We start from the raw sequence: 16,595 nt of genomic DNA, 5'->3' as shown, positions 1-16,595 counted from the left end.
GACGCATCTCAACTACCTCCGGTTCCCCGGATCGCGCAGAAATTCCAATCGTTCTTGCAGACGCTGCCTCCCGCGGGCACAGCGGCTCTTGATCGTCCCCTCCGGGACTCCGAGCATAGCGGCGGCTTCGGCCACGCTATACCCCTCGAGATCGATGGCAACGAGTGCGGTCCGCTGATCCGGGGGCAGCGAGAACAGCGCGTGATCGACCACCAGCGACATCTCCAGTTCGGCGACCGCGTCCCGGTCGTCGCGGGGTTCCGGCATCGTCTCCGGGGTGAGTGAGACCGCCTTGCGGATCTTGTTGCGCCGGATCCGGTCCAGGCACGCGTTCACCACGATCGCGTGCAGCCAGCTGCGCACCTCGGCCTCGGCCCGGAAGGTCGCGGCCGTGCGGTGGGCCGAGAGCAGCGCGTCCTGTAGCGAATCCGCCGCGTCCTCGCGGGTGTAGGAGGTGCGCATGGCGGTCTGCCACAGATGATCGTTGTGCCTGCGCAGCAACTCGGCGAAGGCGTGCCGCTGGCCGCGCACATGCGCCTGCAGCAGCTCGATATCGGTGTAGTCCTCGCCCACGAACGAACGCTCGCGGTACGCGGCAGGCCGCGATGTCCCCCCGCGGACTTCTTCGTTCAGTTCCGACGACAATGCCAACCCCTTGGACAGCGCTCACGGTGGCGACGGACACGGACGACCATCACCGAAATTTCGCAGCATCCAGGATCGAAAAACCAGAACCCGGGAAGCTCCCCTGTGCTGAGAGCGCGAGCAGATCATATCGTCCCGCGCGATTAGGCAGCAAGCTTGTCCGCCTCTCCGCGGATTCAGGCCAGACTTAGGTGCGCAGCGGCAGATTTGGCGGCTTGCGGCAGGAGAATGGGTCGGGTTAGCCCGTACCCGGCGAGTTACCCATGTACTCGCGAAATCACGCGTTAAGGCGTGGCTACCAGTGAAATCACGCTCTAGGGCGCGGCGTCGAAACGGATATCTGCGATCGAGGTTTGGAACTGACCGCCGGAGTTGCCCAGTCCGGTGATCCAGACGAGCACGTAGCGGGCGGCTTGATCGGTGCGTACCGGAATGTCGGTGACCCCGTCGCCTAGCTTGGCCGTGCCGATGAGCTGAGTTTGATCCAGTGTCGGTTGCGCGGTCGGCGAGGTGCGGATCTCCACCGTGGTACCCGGGCTCGGCGAGTTGATCGAGACGTTCGTCAACTTGGCCGGACTGGGTAGCGTCGATAGCAGCCCGACGCCCTTCTTGAGCGCCGGGAACTGCTGGAAGTACTGATCCGTGCGCCACAGCGTGCCCGGATTCTGGTCCAGTACCGCGTTGACGTTGCCGACGCCGTCCGGGGTGCCTTCCGGCGAGAACACTGTCACTCCGGTCACCGGAATCGGGACCCCGCCCGACGGGGCGGTCGGTCCGGCGGCCGCTGGCGTGGCCGGTGCGCTGTTGTTCGTGGTGAGGCCGATATTGCGCTGCTCGTTGAGCGGGGCGTCCGATGCGCCCGGCGCGAAAACACTGACCATCCACCAGATCACGATGCCGACCACCAGCGCGGCCAGGATGCCCAGGCCGACCATGATCCACATCATCCGCTGGGATCTCTCGCGTTCGGCCGCAAGCAATTCCGGGTCGGCGAGCGACTCGTCGGGGGCCGACGGCGGCCGCTGTCCGAGCCGGAGCACCGGAATGAAATCGGTCTTTTGATCCACCACCGACGCTTGTTCGAGCACGTGCTGCACGGTCGCGGCGGTGCGCACGCCCTTGTTCGACTCCAGCGATCGCACCGCGACCGCCGAGATCTCGAAGGGCACCTCGGGTCTTATCTGGCGCGGTTCCACCGGGGTGCCGTCCGGGCCGAAATCGGCGAGCCGCAACCCTCCGACGGTCGCGGCGGTGCCGGTGACCCCACCGGAGCGAATCGGCCAGCGGGCGGTGATCAGGGCATAGAGCATGGCGCCGAGACCGCGTACGTCGGACTGCGCGTCCGAATCGGCCAGGGTGCCGGGGAAGGCGAGTACCGCGTCGCCGGTGGCGCTGATCCGCACCCGGTCCGGGTGGTCGATGGACAGCGATCCGCCGCCGCGATGGGCCAGTTCGGCGGCCGAGGCCAGCGCGCGGATGGCCCGCGCGGCGCCGATCGGCGACGGCACCGTCTCGGCCATCTCGCGCAGCGAGCGACCGGGGGTCCACTCGGCCACCACGATGCCGCCGGAGCTGCCGCGCACCACGTCGAGCACCCGGGCCAGGCCGGGTGAGTTGATCCGCCCGAGCCGGAGCGTGCGGGACAGGATCGCCTGCGGGCCGTCGTGGCCGGAGTTCTCGCTCGACTTCTGGTCGGCGTCGACGAAGGTCAGCGCGACCTCGCGGTCGAGCTTGATGTCGAGGGCCTGCCAGAACTTGAGACCGCGGGCCCCGCCGTGCCCGGCGAGCAGCCGGTACCGGCCACCGGCCACCGACGCGCCGGGAATCAGCTTCGGACCGCGCGGCGTGCGCCGCGAGCCGAGGTTCTCGCCACCGAGCGGCGGCATCTCCGGCGACCCGATCGGGATCATTCCGGTGTCGTACATCGGATCGCGGGCCGGTATCTGACTCTGACGATCGTGCGGTCCTTGCGGGGCCGCCTCGTGCTCCGGCCCGGCCGCATCGTGATCCGATGGACCGGTGCCGGTCTCGCGGTTCGCGTACGCGGGATCCGACGGCTCGCCCACGGGAGGCGGTGCGTCTGTCGAAAGCCCGCCTGCCGTGCTGCCGGAAGAATCAGCGGCCGGGGCGCCGCCCACCGCGTCGTCGCTCACCCTCGGTCCTCCTTCGCCCTGGTATGTCGAGGTTCCGGCGATTTCGCCACTTGTGCTTCTCTGCCGAACAGGGTACGGGAACTCGCCCATGCCGGTGATGTCAACGGCATCGGCTCGGATCACGGGCAAGACCATGGTCTGAGCATCCATGTACGGGTCGTACCCAGGGTATGCCAGATACGGATCCGGCCTGCGCAATACCTGAGTCGCGTAGTCGTCGACCGGACCGTCGAGATCCAGATCGGGTGCGGGCGGGGTCCAGCCGAGGCGCCGGGAGATGGCGACGGTGATCGCGACGACCTCCGGGACGCCGGCCAGGCGCATCAGGCCGAAGGCGACCGAGAACATGACGATCGCGGTGATCGCGACCCGGATGAGCGAGCCGGGACCGCCGAACGAGGCGGTCAGGCGGTCGAGTCCGAGCACGCGGTCCACGATCCACATCACGGCACCACCGGCCACCGAGGCGAACAGGACCCGGGTGATCGTCCGGCTCACGTTCGACATCCGCAGATCGCCGAGACTGCGGTGCAGCAGGAAGCCGCCGACCACGGCGCCGACCGCGAAGCCGAGACCGTTGGCCACACCCAGCGCGATCACCACGTGCTCGGCATCGGTGACCATCGGCGCGATCGCCGAGAAGGTGATCTTGGCGGCGGTGATGCCGAGGATGATCCAGGTCGGGATCCAGGCCTGTTCCCTGGCGTAGAACACGCGCAGATGAATCAGCACCAGCGCGTAGGGAATCAGCGAGAAGGCCGACCAGCTGACCGCGAGGCCGAGCCGGGCGGCGTCGCCGCTGCCGAAGTTGCCGTAGCCATAGAGCGCCTGCCCGACCTGTGGGCCGGCCAGGGTCAGGAAGGTGACCACCGGCAGCAGGGCGATCATGGTCAGTCGGGTGGCGGCGGAGAGGTCGTCGACCACCGCGGGGGTGTCGTCGGCGGCGGCGTTGCGACTCAGTCGCGGCATGATCGCGGTGAGCACCGTGACGCCGAGGACGCCGTACGGCAGCTGCAGCAGCAACCAGGCGTTGTTGTAGATCGCCGGGCCCGCGGAATCGGCATGCGAGGAGATGCGGGTGGCGAAGACGAACCCCGCCTGGCTGATCAGGACGTACAGGATGATGGCCGCGCCCATCCCGCCGAACTGCTTGAGCCGCGCGTCGACACCCCACAGTGGGCGCAGATCGATGTGCTCGCGCCGGATCGCGGGCACCAGGCTCACCGCCTGCACCACCACGCCGAGCGTCACGCCGACGCCGAGTACCAGCAGTTTCGGTTCGCCCATCCGCACCGGATTCAGGCTGATCTCGCCCGGCATCAGCACATAGAGACCGAGCACGCTCAGCACGACGAGGTTGTTCAGCACGGGTGCCCAGACACCGGGCTTGAACTGCTGCCGGGTATTGAGGATGGCCGTCAGCAGGGCGGACATGCCGTAGAAGAGGATCGCGGGCAACAACAGGAAGGCCAGGGCCGTGGTCAGCCCGGTATTGACCTTGCCGTCGTCGGACAGGAACACGTAGGTGGTCAGCAGCGGCGCGGCGGCCGTGGCCAGCAGCGCTGCGGTGGCGAGCACCACGAACGCCGCCGTGACGAGTCGCCGGACGAAGGCCACCCCGTGGTCGGCGTCCTCCTGTTCCGCGCGCACCAGGGTCGGCACCACGATCGCGGTGAGCACCGCGCCGAGGACCAGTTCGGCGATCATGTTCGGGATCTGGCTGGCCACGGTGAACGCCGATGCGATGGCCGGGCCGAGCACGGTCAGCAGCAGCAGCTGTTTACCGAAGCCGGTGACCCGGCTGAGCAGGGTCACCACCGCCATCGATCCGGAGTCGCTCAGCAGTCGCGCGCTCGAATTCGGCCGCTCGGCCGTCTTCGTGGCGGCCGGGAACTCGTGCGTCCGTGGCCGATTGCCTACCTCGGCGGGCTCGGCGACCGCTGCGGGTGCGCGACGGTGCGGCGGTGGGTACGGCTCCGGGCGCGCCTGCGGCGGGGCGTAGCGCGGCGGTGGCATCCGGCTGGACTGCGGCGCAACGGGAATCGGGCCCGACGGCGGCGGTCCGGGACGTGGTGCGCTGGTCGGGATCGGGCCCGACTGACCGGGCGCGGGACGCGCGGGTGCCGGTCGCGGTGCGCTGGTCGGCAGCTGTCCGGACTGACCGGGCGCGGGTCGCGGCGGGCTGGCCGGCATCGCGCCGGATTGACCGGGCGGCGGCCCTGGTCGCTGGGCGGGCGGGATCGGGCGAGGCTGCGCGGGCGGCGGCGCTGGATATTGCCGCTGTCCGGGGTGCGGTGCGGGTGCGGGCCGTTGCGGCGGGCCCGGTGGCCGTTGCGGTGGCCCGGGCGGCATGCGCTGGCCCGGCCACGGCTGTGGCGGCGCCGAGGGCCTGCTGATGTGCGGCACTCGGGGTGGTGGCGCTTCGTAGGGGCCCGCGTTCATGTCCGGGTCCTCGGCCTCCGCCTGCGGCGGTAGCCGTTCCCATGGCGCGACCGGCGCCCGACGGGCCGGTGGCCAGTCTCGCCGATCGGATCGAGGCCGATGCGCCGATGAGTCATCGTCGCTCATCATGCCTCCTGCGCCCGGCCCGGCAGTTCAGAGCGCTTGCGTGTCGCGAATGCGCGAGGCCGCGCATCCCGGTCGGCTCGGCGAGCGGTGTCAAGGCTGAATCGCTCACCGTTCCTCCTGGTACTGCCCATTACTCACACCGCCCCTGCGCCGGCGCGAGCCTTCCGCGATTGTCCTCCACTCTGCCACTGTGGTTTGTCGGACGTCCAAATCCGGTGGACGCGGCCGGTGACACAACTGACGGCGCTAGCTCACCGTCGCTCACTGTGCCTCCTGCTGCTCCTGCTGTATTACGCGGTTCTTGGCCCGCCGGTATCGATTGACCCGGCGCCGGGTGCTCGGATCGAAACCTTCGTCGGCCGGGTCCGGCTGCCCGCGGAACCGGCGCCACAAGCGGCGCCCGGCCAACAGGAACAGCAGTACTCCGGCACACGCGGTAATTATTGCCAGGGTTTGACCATAGGCGTTCGAGCGCACCGAAACCGAGGTGGCATTCCCCAGCGGGATGCCGTCCGGTGTGGTAAGGGAGATCGGAATTACCAGGTTACGGCTGTCGCTCACCTCGGTCGGGATTTGGAACGAGCGTGTCCCCCTCGGCGGCAGCTGCTGCTCGCCGAGGTCGGTGATCTTCGCCTCGTGCGGCGCCTCGATGCGGAACTTGATCCGGATGGACACCGGCAAGTTGTTCCGCGCGACCAGCAGCAACGGGCTCTGCTCGGACGCGAGGGTGTAGACACCGCCGGGCGGTAACACGGTCACCGAGTGGTAGATGTTGTCCAGCGCCTTGGTGGTCTGATCGGTCCGGCGCTGGGCGAAAGTATCGGCCGCGGTGGCGTCGCCGGTGCGCCGATCGGACAGGCTCAGCACCCGGATCAGGTCGTCGCGCAGCGGGTCGAGGAATTGGCGCGGCGTCGGATCGGCCTCCGGCACCTCGACCAGCGCGCGCATCAGCTCGCTGATCCGGCGGCCTTGATCGGCCACCGGCGCGATGAACCGGTCCGGCACCGCGTCGGCCGCGGCCTGCGGCAGATAGTCGAGCTCGTATGGCTGCGGGTCCGGCGGCTGTTGCACCAGGTCCTGGAACGGGCGCGGCGCCGCGAGGTTGCTGCGCACCAGCAGTTCGATCTGCCGCAGCAGGCTGGTGCCCTCGTCCTTGCTCGCACTCCACTGCTGCGGCGGGACGAGCAGCAGGGAACGCGGCTGATTCGGCTGCGGATTCAGCGCGGACCAGGAGATCGCGCCGAGCGCGTCCTGCAACCGGGCTACGCGGGAGTCGTTGCTGACCTCGTAGCGGACCTTGGCGGGGGTGAACGAGGGCGTCGGCGGGTTCGAGCCGAGTGCGGCAAGCGCGGTTGCGGACCAGATATCGAACGACGTGACGTGCAGCGCCGGATCGACGGCCGGGGCGGCTGCCGGATTCCCGTTCGGCGCAGCCGGATTGGCGGGCGTCGGCGCGGCAGGCGGCGGGACGGGCGCGGTGACCGCGGGCAGTCGAACCACGTCCGGGTCCGCGACATCCGAGGTCTGGCTCACCGTGGTCTGGTTCGAGGTCGGCTGGTTTTTGCTGTCGCCGCGGCCGGTGGTCGGCGCCGCCGGCTCCGACGTACCCGCCGTGCCCTCCGGCGTGACGGCGGCGTCGGCGAGCACGGCCGTGCCGAAACCGTGGCTGCGCAACAGGATTCCCGCACCATTGTCGATGCTGCCGGAATCCGGCAGGCTCACGCCGCGCACCGACTTGGTGGCCAGAATCGAGTCGACGATTTCGGCGGGCGCGTTCATCGCCCTGGCCGAGAGGTCCGGATCGTTCACCGCGGCCAGCGCGTCGAGGTCGACCTGCGCGAACGGCAGTGCCACGGTGCACATCGTGCCGGCGAGGGCACGCAGCCGGTCCAGCCACGTCTGCGCCTGGGCCGCACCGGTACCCGCCCGCGTCGCGCCTTCCGGATCCGACGGACTGGCCAGCACCCGATAACCCTTGGTCATCGCCTGCACCGTGACCAGTAGATCGGGATCGACCGCGAGGCACACCGAGGCGGCCAGGGCACGGTCGCGGGTCGGCGTGGTGTCGAACACGGTCTCCAACGCGCCGAGCAGCTGATCGAGGCGGCCGCCTTTGGCGAGCGAGGCGGCCAGCTCGTCGTCGGTGAGTTCGACCTTGCTCTCCGCTGATCCGGGGATGCCCGCGACCACGCGCGGCCGGTCGGCCAGCGGCCACAGCACCGTCGTCGCCACCGGCGCGTCGGTCGGCGCGGTGACCGCCTGACTCGCGTCGGGCGCGTCGGTGCCCTTCGACGCGGGCGGCACGCCGAGCACCGGAAGCAGGAACCTGGCGTCGTCGAGCCGGGCCTGATTGCCGTAGTCCGGTTTGCCGTTCACGTTCAACAGCAGCGGGTAGACCCCCGGTTCGCTGATGTTCAGCGAGCGTTTGGTGGTGCTCGCGCCGGGGCGCAGCGGGATGGTCACGGTGAATTTGGTGCGCTCGCCCTTGTCGAGCTGCGGCACCACGTCCTCGAAGTCGCCGTTCACCGCGTAATTGATCTGATCCTGCTGCAACGTCGCGCGCAGGTCGCGTGGTGCCGTGACCACGGCCGCGCGCTGCACCCGGACGGTGACGTCCTTCACCATGCGATCGCCGATGTTCATGATCGAGCCCGACACGGTGAGCGTCGGATCGCTGGTCGTGGTGACCGCGGTCGGCGTCACCGAATCCAGCGACAGCTTCAGGAATTTCGGCCCCGACGTAGTCCCGGTACCGGTGGGCTGCGCGTGCGCCGCGGGCGCCAGCAGTGCGGTCGCCGAACCCAGGGTGATCAGGACCGCAACGATGATCCGGAACAGCCGACCCGACAGGCCGACCCGTCGCCCGGCCACCACCCCCAACGGAATCGCTGCGCGATGCCGAAAAGTCTGGGTCATCGCTTGCCGGTCTCCATCCGGTCGATCAGCTTGTTCGCCACCTCGGCCAACCGGCGTTCGTCCGCGTACGCCAGTCGAGAATTCAACTCGCTCAACGGCACCCACGCCACTTGAGTGACCTCCACGTCGGCGTCGGACAGTTCGCCGCCGGTGGAACGCAGTAGATAATGATGCACGGTTTTGTGTACCCGCCGCCCATCGGTGACGAACCAGTAGTCGATGCTGCCCAGTTCGGCGACCACCACCCCGTTGATGCCGGTCTCCTCGGCCACCTCACGGATCGCGGTTTGCTCGGAGGTTTCCCCCTCTTCGATGTGCCCCTTCGGCAGCGACCACAGCAACCGCCCGCGCCGATCCGTCCGCCCGATCAGGGCCGCGCTGCGTTTTTCCCGCGGGCCGTCCAGGCCGTCGACGACAAGCCCGCCGGCTGAGGTTTCCCGGACCGTGCGCATGCGCGGTTTCGCCGCGTTGGCCGCCGAACCGCGGCGCCGAGGCTGGCGGCGTCGACTGTTCGCACGATCGGCCGGAGACACCAAGCAATCCTACTGTGTTGGATTTGCGCTGACGCACGCCCCGCGCATCCGACACTGCGCTGGAATCTCGGTTGCCAGGGCTCGGTAAGCTGCTGATTCGTGGTTTCGACCGAGTCCGAGGACGCAGAGCTGGATAGACGTACCCGATTGCTGGCTGCCGCGGCGGTGACGCTTGGCAGGCTGTCGGATGTACTGGAACCGCTCGGCGAGATGTTCGCGGCGCGGGGCTATGAGCTGTACCTGGTCGGCGGCAGCGTGCGCGACGCGGTACTCGGTCGGCTCGGCACCGATCTGGACTTCACCACCGACGCGCGGCCCGAGCAGGTGCAGGAACTGTTGCGCGGCTGGGCCGATCATCTGTGGGACACCGGCGGTTTGGCGTTCGGCACGGTCAGCGGGTCCAAGCGCGGCCAGCAGCTGGAGATCACCACTTTCCGCAGCGACAACTACGACCGGGTATCCCGCAATCCCGAGGTCACCTTCGGCGACAATCTCGACGACGACCTGGTGCGCCGCGACTTCACCGTCAACGCGATGGCGGTGCGGATCGGCGCGGACGGTTCGCTGGAATTCGTCGACCCGCTCGGCGGGATGGACGCGCTGCTCGCCGGCCTGCTGGATACGCCTGCGGCGCCGGAGGATTCGTTCAACGACGACCCGCTGCGAATGCTGCGCGCCGCCCGTTTCGTCTCCCAGCTCGGCTTCGAGCTGCAGCCGCGGGTGCACGCGGCGATCACCGCGATGGCTGATCAGATCGATCGGATCACCGCCGAACGGGTCCGGGTGGAGCTGGACAAGCTGATCGGCGGCGCGCACCCGATCGACGGCATCAACATCATGTGCGAGACCGGGCTGGCTCAGCGGGTGCTGCCCGAGGTGCCCGCGATGAAGCTGGAGATCGACGAGCATCACCAGCACAAGGACGTCTACTGGCATTCGCTCACCGTGCTGCAGCAGGCCATCGACCTGGAGGAGGGCGACCCGGACCTGGTGCTGCGCTGGGCCGCGCTGCTGCACGACATCGGCAAGCCGGACACCAAACGCAACGAGCCGGGTGGCGGTGTCAGCTTCCACCACCACGAGGTGGTCGGCGCGAAGATGGTGCGCAAGCGGATGCGGGCGCTGAAGTACCCCAAGCAGTTCACCGAGGACGTGGCCCGGCTGGTGTTCCTGCACTTGCGTTTTCACGGCTACGGCAAGGGCCAGTGGACCGATTCCGCGGTGCGCCGCTACGTCACCGATGCCGACGAGCTGCTCCCCCGCCTGCACAAACTGGTCCGCGCCGACTGCACCACCCGCAACAAGCGCCGGGCCGCCGCGTTGCGCGGCACCTATGACGATCTGGAGTCGCGGATCGCGACCCTGCAGGAGCAGGAGGATCTGGCCAAGGTCCGTCCGGACCTGGACGGCAACGCGATCATGGAATTGCTCGGCGTGCCACCGGGTCCCGAGGTCGGCAAGGCGTGGCGGTATCTCAAGGAACTGCGGCTGGATCGCGGCCCGATGACCCGCGACGAGGCGGAGGCGGCCTTGCGGGAATGGTGGAAAGCCCAGGGCTAGAAGACGATCAGCGTCGTTCCGGTGACGATGGCGGAGCGGATCTGGGCCAGGTCGAACGAGCCGGTGATCTCCGGCAGTTCGATCCGGAAGCGGACCAGGTCGCCCTCGCGGGTGGCGTGCACGATGCGCGCCTGATTCGGTAGCTGCTCCAGCAGCAGCGCCGGGGTGCCGATCATCCGGCGCGGCATCCGCAGGCCGAGCCAGGTGGCGCGATGCAGGTCGACGGTGACCCGGTTGTCCGTCACCGAGGCGTCCACCAGCGCGGTCAGCCGTCGGCGCCGGTGCTTGGCGCGGATCAGTCCGCTGTCATCTATATCCAGCACCCAGTCCAGTGGCTGGCTGTTGATCCAACCGACCAGCGCGGCCGTGGTGACGGTGCCCTCCAGGTCGAGCTGGGCGGTCCGCACCTTCGTCGGCACGCCGGGAATCAGCCGGACCCCGTGCGCGATCACGGTCACGGCCTCGATCGGATGGTTGTCCCAGCGCAGCCGCGACAGCACGGTCTTGGTCTGGAAGTGCGCGCCGCGCCGCCGGACCTTCAACACCTGCAGGGTGGCGTGCAGGTCGTGGCCGAGCAGGGTGGCGCTGACCTCCTGCCCGCCGAACCGGCTCAGAATGCCCTCGCTGAGCACGGTCATCAGGGCATCCGGCAGCAGCGCCGTGACGGTGCCCGCACCGAGGTCGGCGCCCGCGTCCACCCAGGAGGTGGTGACGGTGATCCACTGCTCCAGCCAGGACTGCTCGAACAGGCGCTTGCCGAGCTCGACGGCCCGTAGCGGCGACCAGGACTTCGGATCGAAATACGTGGCCATGATTGGTCCGAGCGTACTTGCCGACGCTGAACTGAACCATCGTGCTGTGACCCAGGTCGCGTTCACCGCCGAGGGCAACCCGCTGACCGGGCATTCTTGCTTGTGACGCACCGTCACCACGACAATCGGGGTGCTGTCTCCGACACACCGCCATGGAAAGGGTGCATATGCCGCTGGATCTGAACAGTGATCTCGGCGAGGGCTTCGGTCCGTGGCAGATGGGCGACGACGCGGCGATGCTCGACATCGTCACCAGCGCCAACATCGCCTGCGGGTTCCATGCGGGCGACCCCTCGATCATGCGCCGGACCTGCGGGCTCGCCGTGGAAAAGGGGGTCAGGATCGGTGCGCACGTCGGCTACCGCGATCTGGCCGGGTTCGGCCGCCGCGAGGTGACCATGAACCCCGCTGAGCTGCGGGACGAGGTGTTGTATCAGATCGGCAGTCTCGACGCGTTCGCCAAGGCGGCGGGCGATCGGGTGCGCTACGTGAAACCGCATGGTGCGCTCTACCATTCGGCCTCGCGGGAGCGGCAGTTCGCGGACGCGGTGCTGGCCGCGATCGTCGACTACGACCCGGAGCTGGCGCTGCTCGGTCCCGCCGGATCTCAGCTGGAACACGCGGCCGAGGCCGCGAAGGTGCGTTTCGTCGGTGAGGGCTTCGCCGATCGCGCGTACACGCCGGGCGGCACGCTTGCCCCGCGCGGGGTTCCCGGTGCCGTTCTCAGTACCGATCCGGCCGTCACACAAGCTGTTTCGATCGCCACGTCGGGTACGGCGCGCACGGTCGACGGTTCCGGCGAGGTCACGGTGCGCGCGGCCAGCATCTGCGTGCACGGCGATACCCCCGCCGCCGTCGAGATGGCTCGGCTCATTCGTAGCGCCTTGGACGAGGTCGGGGTGCCGGTCGAGTCGTTCTGCTGAGTATGGTCGGCAGCCGTTCGGCGAGTGGCGCGATGAGCGATTCGGCATCAGCGGATTTCGACCCGGATCGACTGATCCGGGCGGCGGGCGATGGCGCTGTGCTCGTGCTGCCGCCCCACCACGACGAGGTAGCGAAACTGGTTGCGGCCCTGCGCGTCCGCGTGCCCGAGGGTGCGCAAGACGTCCTGCCCGCCGCCGAAACCGTTCTCGTGACGCTGCTTTCGCCGGAGCACGCGGAATCCGTCCGCCGGCAGATCGGGACGCTGCTGCGCGAGCTGCAACGGTCCACGGCAGCAAAGGATTCGGACATTGTTTCCCGTGGAACACTGCCGGACAACGATTCTCCGGGCGATCCCCTGCTCGTCCCGGTGCGCTACGACGGCGCCGACCTCGCCGAGGTCGCGCGACTGCTCGACCGGACCGAGGCGGAGGTGATCGCCGAACACACGGGGACGGTCTGGCGGTGCGCCTTCGTCGGATTCGCCCCCGGCTTCGGCTATCTGGAGTCGCCCGACGCCCGATTGACCGTGCCGCGCCGACCAGAGTCCCGCACCACCATCCCGGCGGGCGCGGTCGCCCTGGCCGGCGGATATTCGGCCGTCTACCCGCGCAGCACCCCGGGCGGCTGGCACCTCATCGGAACCACCGACCTGCGGATGTGGGACGTGGATCGCGATCCGCCCTCGCTGATCCGCGCGGGCGGTTTCGTCCGTTTCGTCGCGGAGGGTTAGCTCAGTTCGCCGAATCCAGCTGGGCGTGCATGAGATACACGTTGTAGCTGTCCCAGGACGAAATGGTGAAGTACAGGTCCTTACCGGTCGACCACGGATGAATGAAGCCGCCGTAGGACTTCGGATAGTCGTTGGTGGACAGCAAAGTGACCGCCTCAGTCCAGTTGCCCTGCGGGACCGCCGCATTGCGCACCACGATCGCACCGCGGGCGGAGTCGAGGTACACCATCTGCCACTGCGCGTTGTCCCGGTCGTAGCGTACGGACACCTCGCTGGCCAGGCCGGGAACCAGTGGCGTCGCCTGGTTTTCGGCCGCGGGCGCCCAGCTGCCGTTGACCCAGTACTGGTAGGCCGAGGTGTTGAGCACGTCGTCCTTCGGTACCCGCGCCAGCCCGATCACGCCGACGCGTCCGTTGGGCGTGCCGAACATATAGACGTAGTCACCCTGCGGCACCATCGCCGCGACCTGGAAGCGGCCGACGCCGAAGAGGTTGTCCCACTTGGCATGCTGATCCTTGGTCCAGGTGCGGCCGTTGTCGTCGGAGTAGGCGAGCCCGCCGTAGTTGTTCGACCACAGGCCGGGAATCCGGCTCCACCGATTCACCGACATGTAGCTCAGGTACTGGCGATCGCCGAGGGCGAAGCCGGAGGTCGGAATGGTGGTCGTCTCCCAGTTCTTGAGCTTGCGGCTGTCCAGGATCTCGGCGGCGTGGCAGCGGCTGTCCTGCACCATGCTGTCCAGCGAAAGTCCGTCGGACAGCTCGCGATCGGTGCTGTACCCCAGCACGTTGCTGCGCCAGTCCTGGTCGTCGCGCCCGGCGCCGCCCGCCTGCCAGCCCTTGCCGAAGGTGTCGCCGAAGACCACGGCGACCTCACCCGGCTTCGTTTCCCACATCACGCCGAGGTCGGTGCCGTCCACCTGCCAGCGCAGGTCGGTGCGATTCTGTGAGCCGTGCCCGGTGACCTGGCCGGCCAGGTCCACCGACGTGACGCGCGGCTCGGCCACCGGCGCGGCCGGCGGACCCGGCTCGGCGGGGTGTACCACCGGCGGCGGTGCGGGCTGCGGCTCGACGCCGGGGCCGCCGGGCACCGGTACCGGGATCGGCTCGATCTCCGGCTTGAACTCGATGTGCGGCACCTTGATCGGGTCGCCCGAACTCGGCCGGTTGCCGGTCTCCGGGGCCGGGCTCGGATCCGGGTCCTGCTCAGGCGATTTCGAGATGTCGCGGATGTCGGGGCACGGGGTGTGGCACGGATCGGCGGCCGGCGGCACCGCGTCGATCCTGGTGTTGTCCGGTGCCGGTCCGGGCACCGTGATCGGCGTGAGCTGCGGGATCGGCACCGGGATATCGATACGTTCCGGCAGCACCACCGGCGGCAACGGGGGCAGCGCGGGATCGCGCTCACGATTGAGTGGATCGAAACCGACCTCACCGCAGCTGTTCACCGGCGACGGCGCCCACGGAAACGGAGCTGCATGTGCGGCCGGGATCGGCAGAGTGAGCAACCCGCCGAGCAGCGCACCGAACAAGGCCGGTGCACAAGAGGATTGGAGGCCGAGGCGGCGCGTCACGTCGAGCGGGGCCGGGCTATTCGGCGATCCGAGTGCGCGGATACGGCCGGGTTACCCACCCGGCTAGTAGGTTTCGCGCGTTATCGGGATGCTGCGCCGGAAAACCCATGGCTGGCTGACTCCTATCGAATCGGGCGGAAGCGAAACGAACGTACCGGAATTACGAGTGAGAAATAGGGAACCGAATGTCGGTCGCGCGCGTCCAAACACCTATGAACGAGATCGAGTACGTATTCGGTACGGGCGACGGCACGGTGCACGTCTGGCACAGCCAGGCCGATTTGGAATTGGCCGGACCGGCCTCGGCCGCGGCCGACGCGATCCGGCTCGACTTCGACGGCGACGGCTTCGCCGACGACGCCATGTGGGACACCTGTGGTTCCGGCATCGCCGACGTGGCGGCCCTGGATCTGGACGACGACGGCGTCTTGGACCACTTCTATACCGACCCGACCGGGCTGGGCACCTGGAATCACCCCATCACCGGCACCGCCTCCGACGCCATCAGCGAGCCGCTGGGCTGGATCGTGCGCACCGAGCAGCCGGCGGACGAGCAGATGACGGTCCAGCACATGATGGCCGAGCAGCACACCGATGCCGTTGCCGGCCAGCCGGATTCGATGCCGGGGCCCGCGGGTTTCGACGCCGACCAATCGTCGGTGCCCGATCATCCCTCGCTCACCGACGCGCCACCGTCACACCGACCCCCGGACGACCTACCCGGCTACCTGGCCCAATGGATGAATCCGACCGGCCGCCACCTCGACGACGATCCGATCATCACCTGAATTCGACCTCACCGATTATTCGTCGGCGCATCGCCGATCTTTCGCCGTCGCATATTGAGTGCGATGGCGGCAATACCCGCGCAATAGATTCCGGCGCCGGCCACAATCACCGGCAATGACCGACCGTCGTCCGGGATAACCAGGGCCGCAGCGGCAATCGCCAGGATGAACGCGATATTGAACACCGTGTCCTGCAACGCGAATACCTGCCCGCGTCGCGCGTCGTCGATATCGATCTGCATCGTCGCGTCGCCGGTCAGCTTGATCGTCTGCCCGGCCAGCCCGAGCAGGAACGCCCCGACCAGCAGCAGCTGATGCGCGCGTGGCACGGCCGACCCCGCGTCCGCGATACCGATCGGGGTGACCAGCGTCAACTGCACCACCGTCGCGGTCAGCAGTCCCGCCAGCACCGTCTTCGACCGGCCGAGCCGCGGAATCAGCAGCGGCGCGACAACAGCCGCCACCAGCATGCCGGACGCGGTGGCGGCGATGGCCACGCCGAAACCGAGCAGCCCGCTGTTCAACCCGGAACCATCCGCAGGCGCCTGCCGCAGCACCAGCACCATGATCAAGGTGTTGAGCCCGAACACGATTCGATGCGTCCCGATGCCCAGCATCGCCGTGGTCACCTGCACCGACCCCCACACCGCCGTCGCACCCGTGCGCAGACCGGTGGCAATGGCACGCAGCGCGCTCTCGCTCGCCGTCGCGCTCGCGTCCGGTCCGAGTACCCGCGGCGTGAACCCGGCCGCGAGCACCGCGCTGACCACCGACCCGATGCCGCTCACCGCGACCGCCACCGCCGAGGCGAAATCGCCCGCGCCGATCAGCCCGATCACCGCCACCGAGGTGGCCGCGCCGATCCCCGCACAGCCCGAGGCCACCGTCGCGAGCACCGAATTCATCGGTACCAGCCAGTGCTGGGCGAGCACCCTCGGCAAGGCCGCCGACACGCCGGACAACACGAATCGGCTGATCCCGACCACCGCCAGCGCGAGCAACAGCAGCGGCGTCTCCCCGATCCCGGCGAGCAGCCCCGCACACACCAGCGCGATCAGCACCGCCCGCGCCACATTCGCCACCAGCAACACCGTGCGCCGATCCCACCGATCCAGCAGCGCCCCCGCATACGGCCCGATCAGCGAATACGGCAACAACAGCACCGCGAATCCGGCGGCGATGGCCAGCGGATCGGTCTGCCGCTCGGGATTGAACAGAATCGCCCCCGACAGCGCCGCTTGGAACATCCCGTCGCCGAACTGCCCGGTGAACCGCACGACGGCCAGGCGCAACACACCGGGACTTTCGCGCAGCGCCGTCCACAGCGACTGCGGCCGCTCGTCCGAGGGAATGGAGCTCTCCGAGCGACCAGTGGACACGCCGCGAGGGTACT

Annotated in this window: 11 protein-coding genes; 4 read left to right on the top strand and 7 right to left on the bottom strand. The window is 68.7% G+C overall.

Annotation, left to right across the window (positions count from 1 at the left end; all coding sequences use genetic code 11):
- Window positions 1-12: 12 nt before the first annotated feature.
- The 4 genes from sigM to ACFWF1_RS02980 all read right to left on the bottom strand — a co-directional run bounded on the left by sigM (window position 13) and on the right by ACFWF1_RS02980 (window position 8,815).
- Window positions 13-573 carry an RNA polymerase sigma factor SigM gene (sigM, locus tag ACFWF1_RS02995; protein ID WP_379283173.1) on the bottom strand — a complete coding sequence of 187 codons (561 nt, stop codon included), beginning with the start codon at window positions 571-573 and terminating at the stop codon, window positions 13-15.
- 386 nt (window positions 574-959) lie between these two features.
- Window positions 960-5,366 carry a lipid II flippase MurJ gene (locus ACFWF1_RS02990; protein WP_379283174.1) on the bottom strand — a complete coding sequence of 1,469 codons (4,407 nt, stop codon included), beginning with the start codon at window positions 5,364-5,366 and terminating at the stop codon, window positions 960-962.
- Between the two features lie 261 nt (window positions 5,367-5,627).
- Window positions 5,628-8,282 (bottom strand): hypothetical protein, encoded by a 2,655-nt coding sequence (locus tag ACFWF1_RS02985; RefSeq protein WP_379283175.1) that lies wholly within the window; start codon window positions 8,280-8,282, stop codon window positions 5,628-5,630.
- Window positions 8,279-8,815, bottom strand: a complete 537-nt coding sequence (locus ACFWF1_RS02980; protein WP_107659875.1) for an NUDIX hydrolase — start codon at window positions 8,813-8,815, stop codon at window positions 8,279-8,281. Before ACFWF1_RS02980 ends, ACFWF1_RS02985 begins: the two co-directional genes overlap by 4 nt.
- 99 nt (window positions 8,816-8,914) lie before the next feature.
- Between ACFWF1_RS02980 and ACFWF1_RS02975 the strand changes: the two genes are divergently transcribed.
- Complete coding sequence (locus ACFWF1_RS02975; RefSeq protein WP_379283176.1) at window positions 8,915-10,375, top strand: CCA tRNA nucleotidyltransferase; 1,461 nt, start codon at window positions 8,915-8,917, stop codon at window positions 10,373-10,375.
- On the opposite strand, the gene ACFWF1_RS02970 is transcribed toward ACFWF1_RS02975, so the two are convergent.
- Window positions 10,372-11,187, bottom strand: coding sequence for a hypothetical protein (locus ACFWF1_RS02970; RefSeq protein WP_379283177.1), 816 nt, complete (start codon window positions 11,185-11,187; stop codon window positions 10,372-10,374). The genes ACFWF1_RS02975 and ACFWF1_RS02970 overlap by 4 nt on opposite strands.
- Before the next feature lie 167 nt (window positions 11,188-11,354).
- Here ACFWF1_RS02970 and ACFWF1_RS02965 point away from each other — a divergent pair, with 167 nt between their 5' ends.
- On the top strand, window positions 11,355-12,110 hold the full coding sequence (locus ACFWF1_RS02965) for a LamB/YcsF family protein (protein ID WP_379283178.1): 756 nt from the start codon (window positions 11,355-11,357) through the stop codon (window positions 12,108-12,110).
- A 32-nt stretch (window positions 12,111-12,142) separates the two neighbouring features.
- On the top strand, window positions 12,143-12,841 hold the full coding sequence (locus ACFWF1_RS02960; protein WP_379283179.1) for an allophanate hydrolase subunit 1: 699 nt from the start codon (window positions 12,143-12,145) through the stop codon (window positions 12,839-12,841).
- A 1-nt stretch (window position 12,842) separates the two neighbouring features.
- Here the strand turns inward: ACFWF1_RS02960 and ACFWF1_RS02955 are convergent, their stop codons facing one another.
- A complete protein-coding gene (locus ACFWF1_RS02955) occupies window positions 12,843-14,372 on the bottom strand; it encodes a DUF4185 domain-containing protein (protein ID WP_379322151.1) in 1,530 nt (509 codons plus the stop codon).
- A gap of 254 nt (window positions 14,373-14,626) precedes the next feature.
- On the opposite strand from ACFWF1_RS02955, the gene ACFWF1_RS02950 reads away from it, so the two are divergent.
- Complete coding sequence (locus tag ACFWF1_RS02950) at window positions 14,627-15,202, top strand: hypothetical protein (RefSeq protein ID WP_379283181.1); 576 nt, start codon at window positions 14,627-14,629, stop codon at window positions 15,200-15,202.
- Window positions 15,203-15,210: 8 nt separating this feature from the next.
- Here ACFWF1_RS02950 and ACFWF1_RS02945 read toward each other — a convergent pair whose 3' ends face one another.
- Window positions 15,211-16,581 carry an MFS transporter gene (locus tag ACFWF1_RS02945; RefSeq protein WP_379283182.1) on the bottom strand — a complete coding sequence of 457 codons (1,371 nt, stop codon included), beginning with the start codon at window positions 16,579-16,581 and terminating at the stop codon, window positions 15,211-15,213.
- Window positions 16,582-16,595: the final 14 nt, after the last annotated feature.

The organism is Nocardia sp. NPDC060255, from assembly GCF_042727395.1.
Classification (GTDB): domain Bacteria; phylum Actinomycetota; class Actinomycetes; order Mycobacteriales; family Mycobacteriaceae; genus Nocardia.
The sequence above is the reverse complement of the archived record's forward strand: the minus strand, read 5'-3'. Positions and strand labels throughout refer to the sequence as shown.

Excerpts from the sequence above, each read along its gene's own strand:
- ACFWF1_RS02990 (WP_379283174.1), bottom strand. The coding sequence starts at position 5,366 with ATGAGCGACGATGACTCATCGGCGCATCGGCCTCGATCCGATCGGCGA.
- ACFWF1_RS02985 (WP_379283175.1), bottom strand. The coding sequence starts at position 8,282 with ATGACCCAGACTTTTCGGCATCGCGCAGCGATTCCGTTGGGGGTGGTG.
- ACFWF1_RS02970 (WP_379283177.1), bottom strand. The coding sequence starts at position 11,187 with ATGGCCACGTATTTCGATCCGAAGTCCTGGTCGCCGCTACGGGCCGTC.
- ACFWF1_RS02965 (WP_379283178.1), top strand. The coding sequence starts at position 11,355 with ATGCCGCTGGATCTGAACAGTGATCTCGGCGAGGGCTTCGGTCCGTGG.
- ACFWF1_RS02960 (WP_379283179.1), top strand. The coding sequence starts at position 12,143 with ATGAGCGATTCGGCATCAGCGGATTTCGACCCGGATCGACTGATCCGG.
- ACFWF1_RS02950 (WP_379283181.1), top strand. The coding sequence starts at position 14,627 with ATGAACGAGATCGAGTACGTATTCGGTACGGGCGACGGCACGGTGCAC.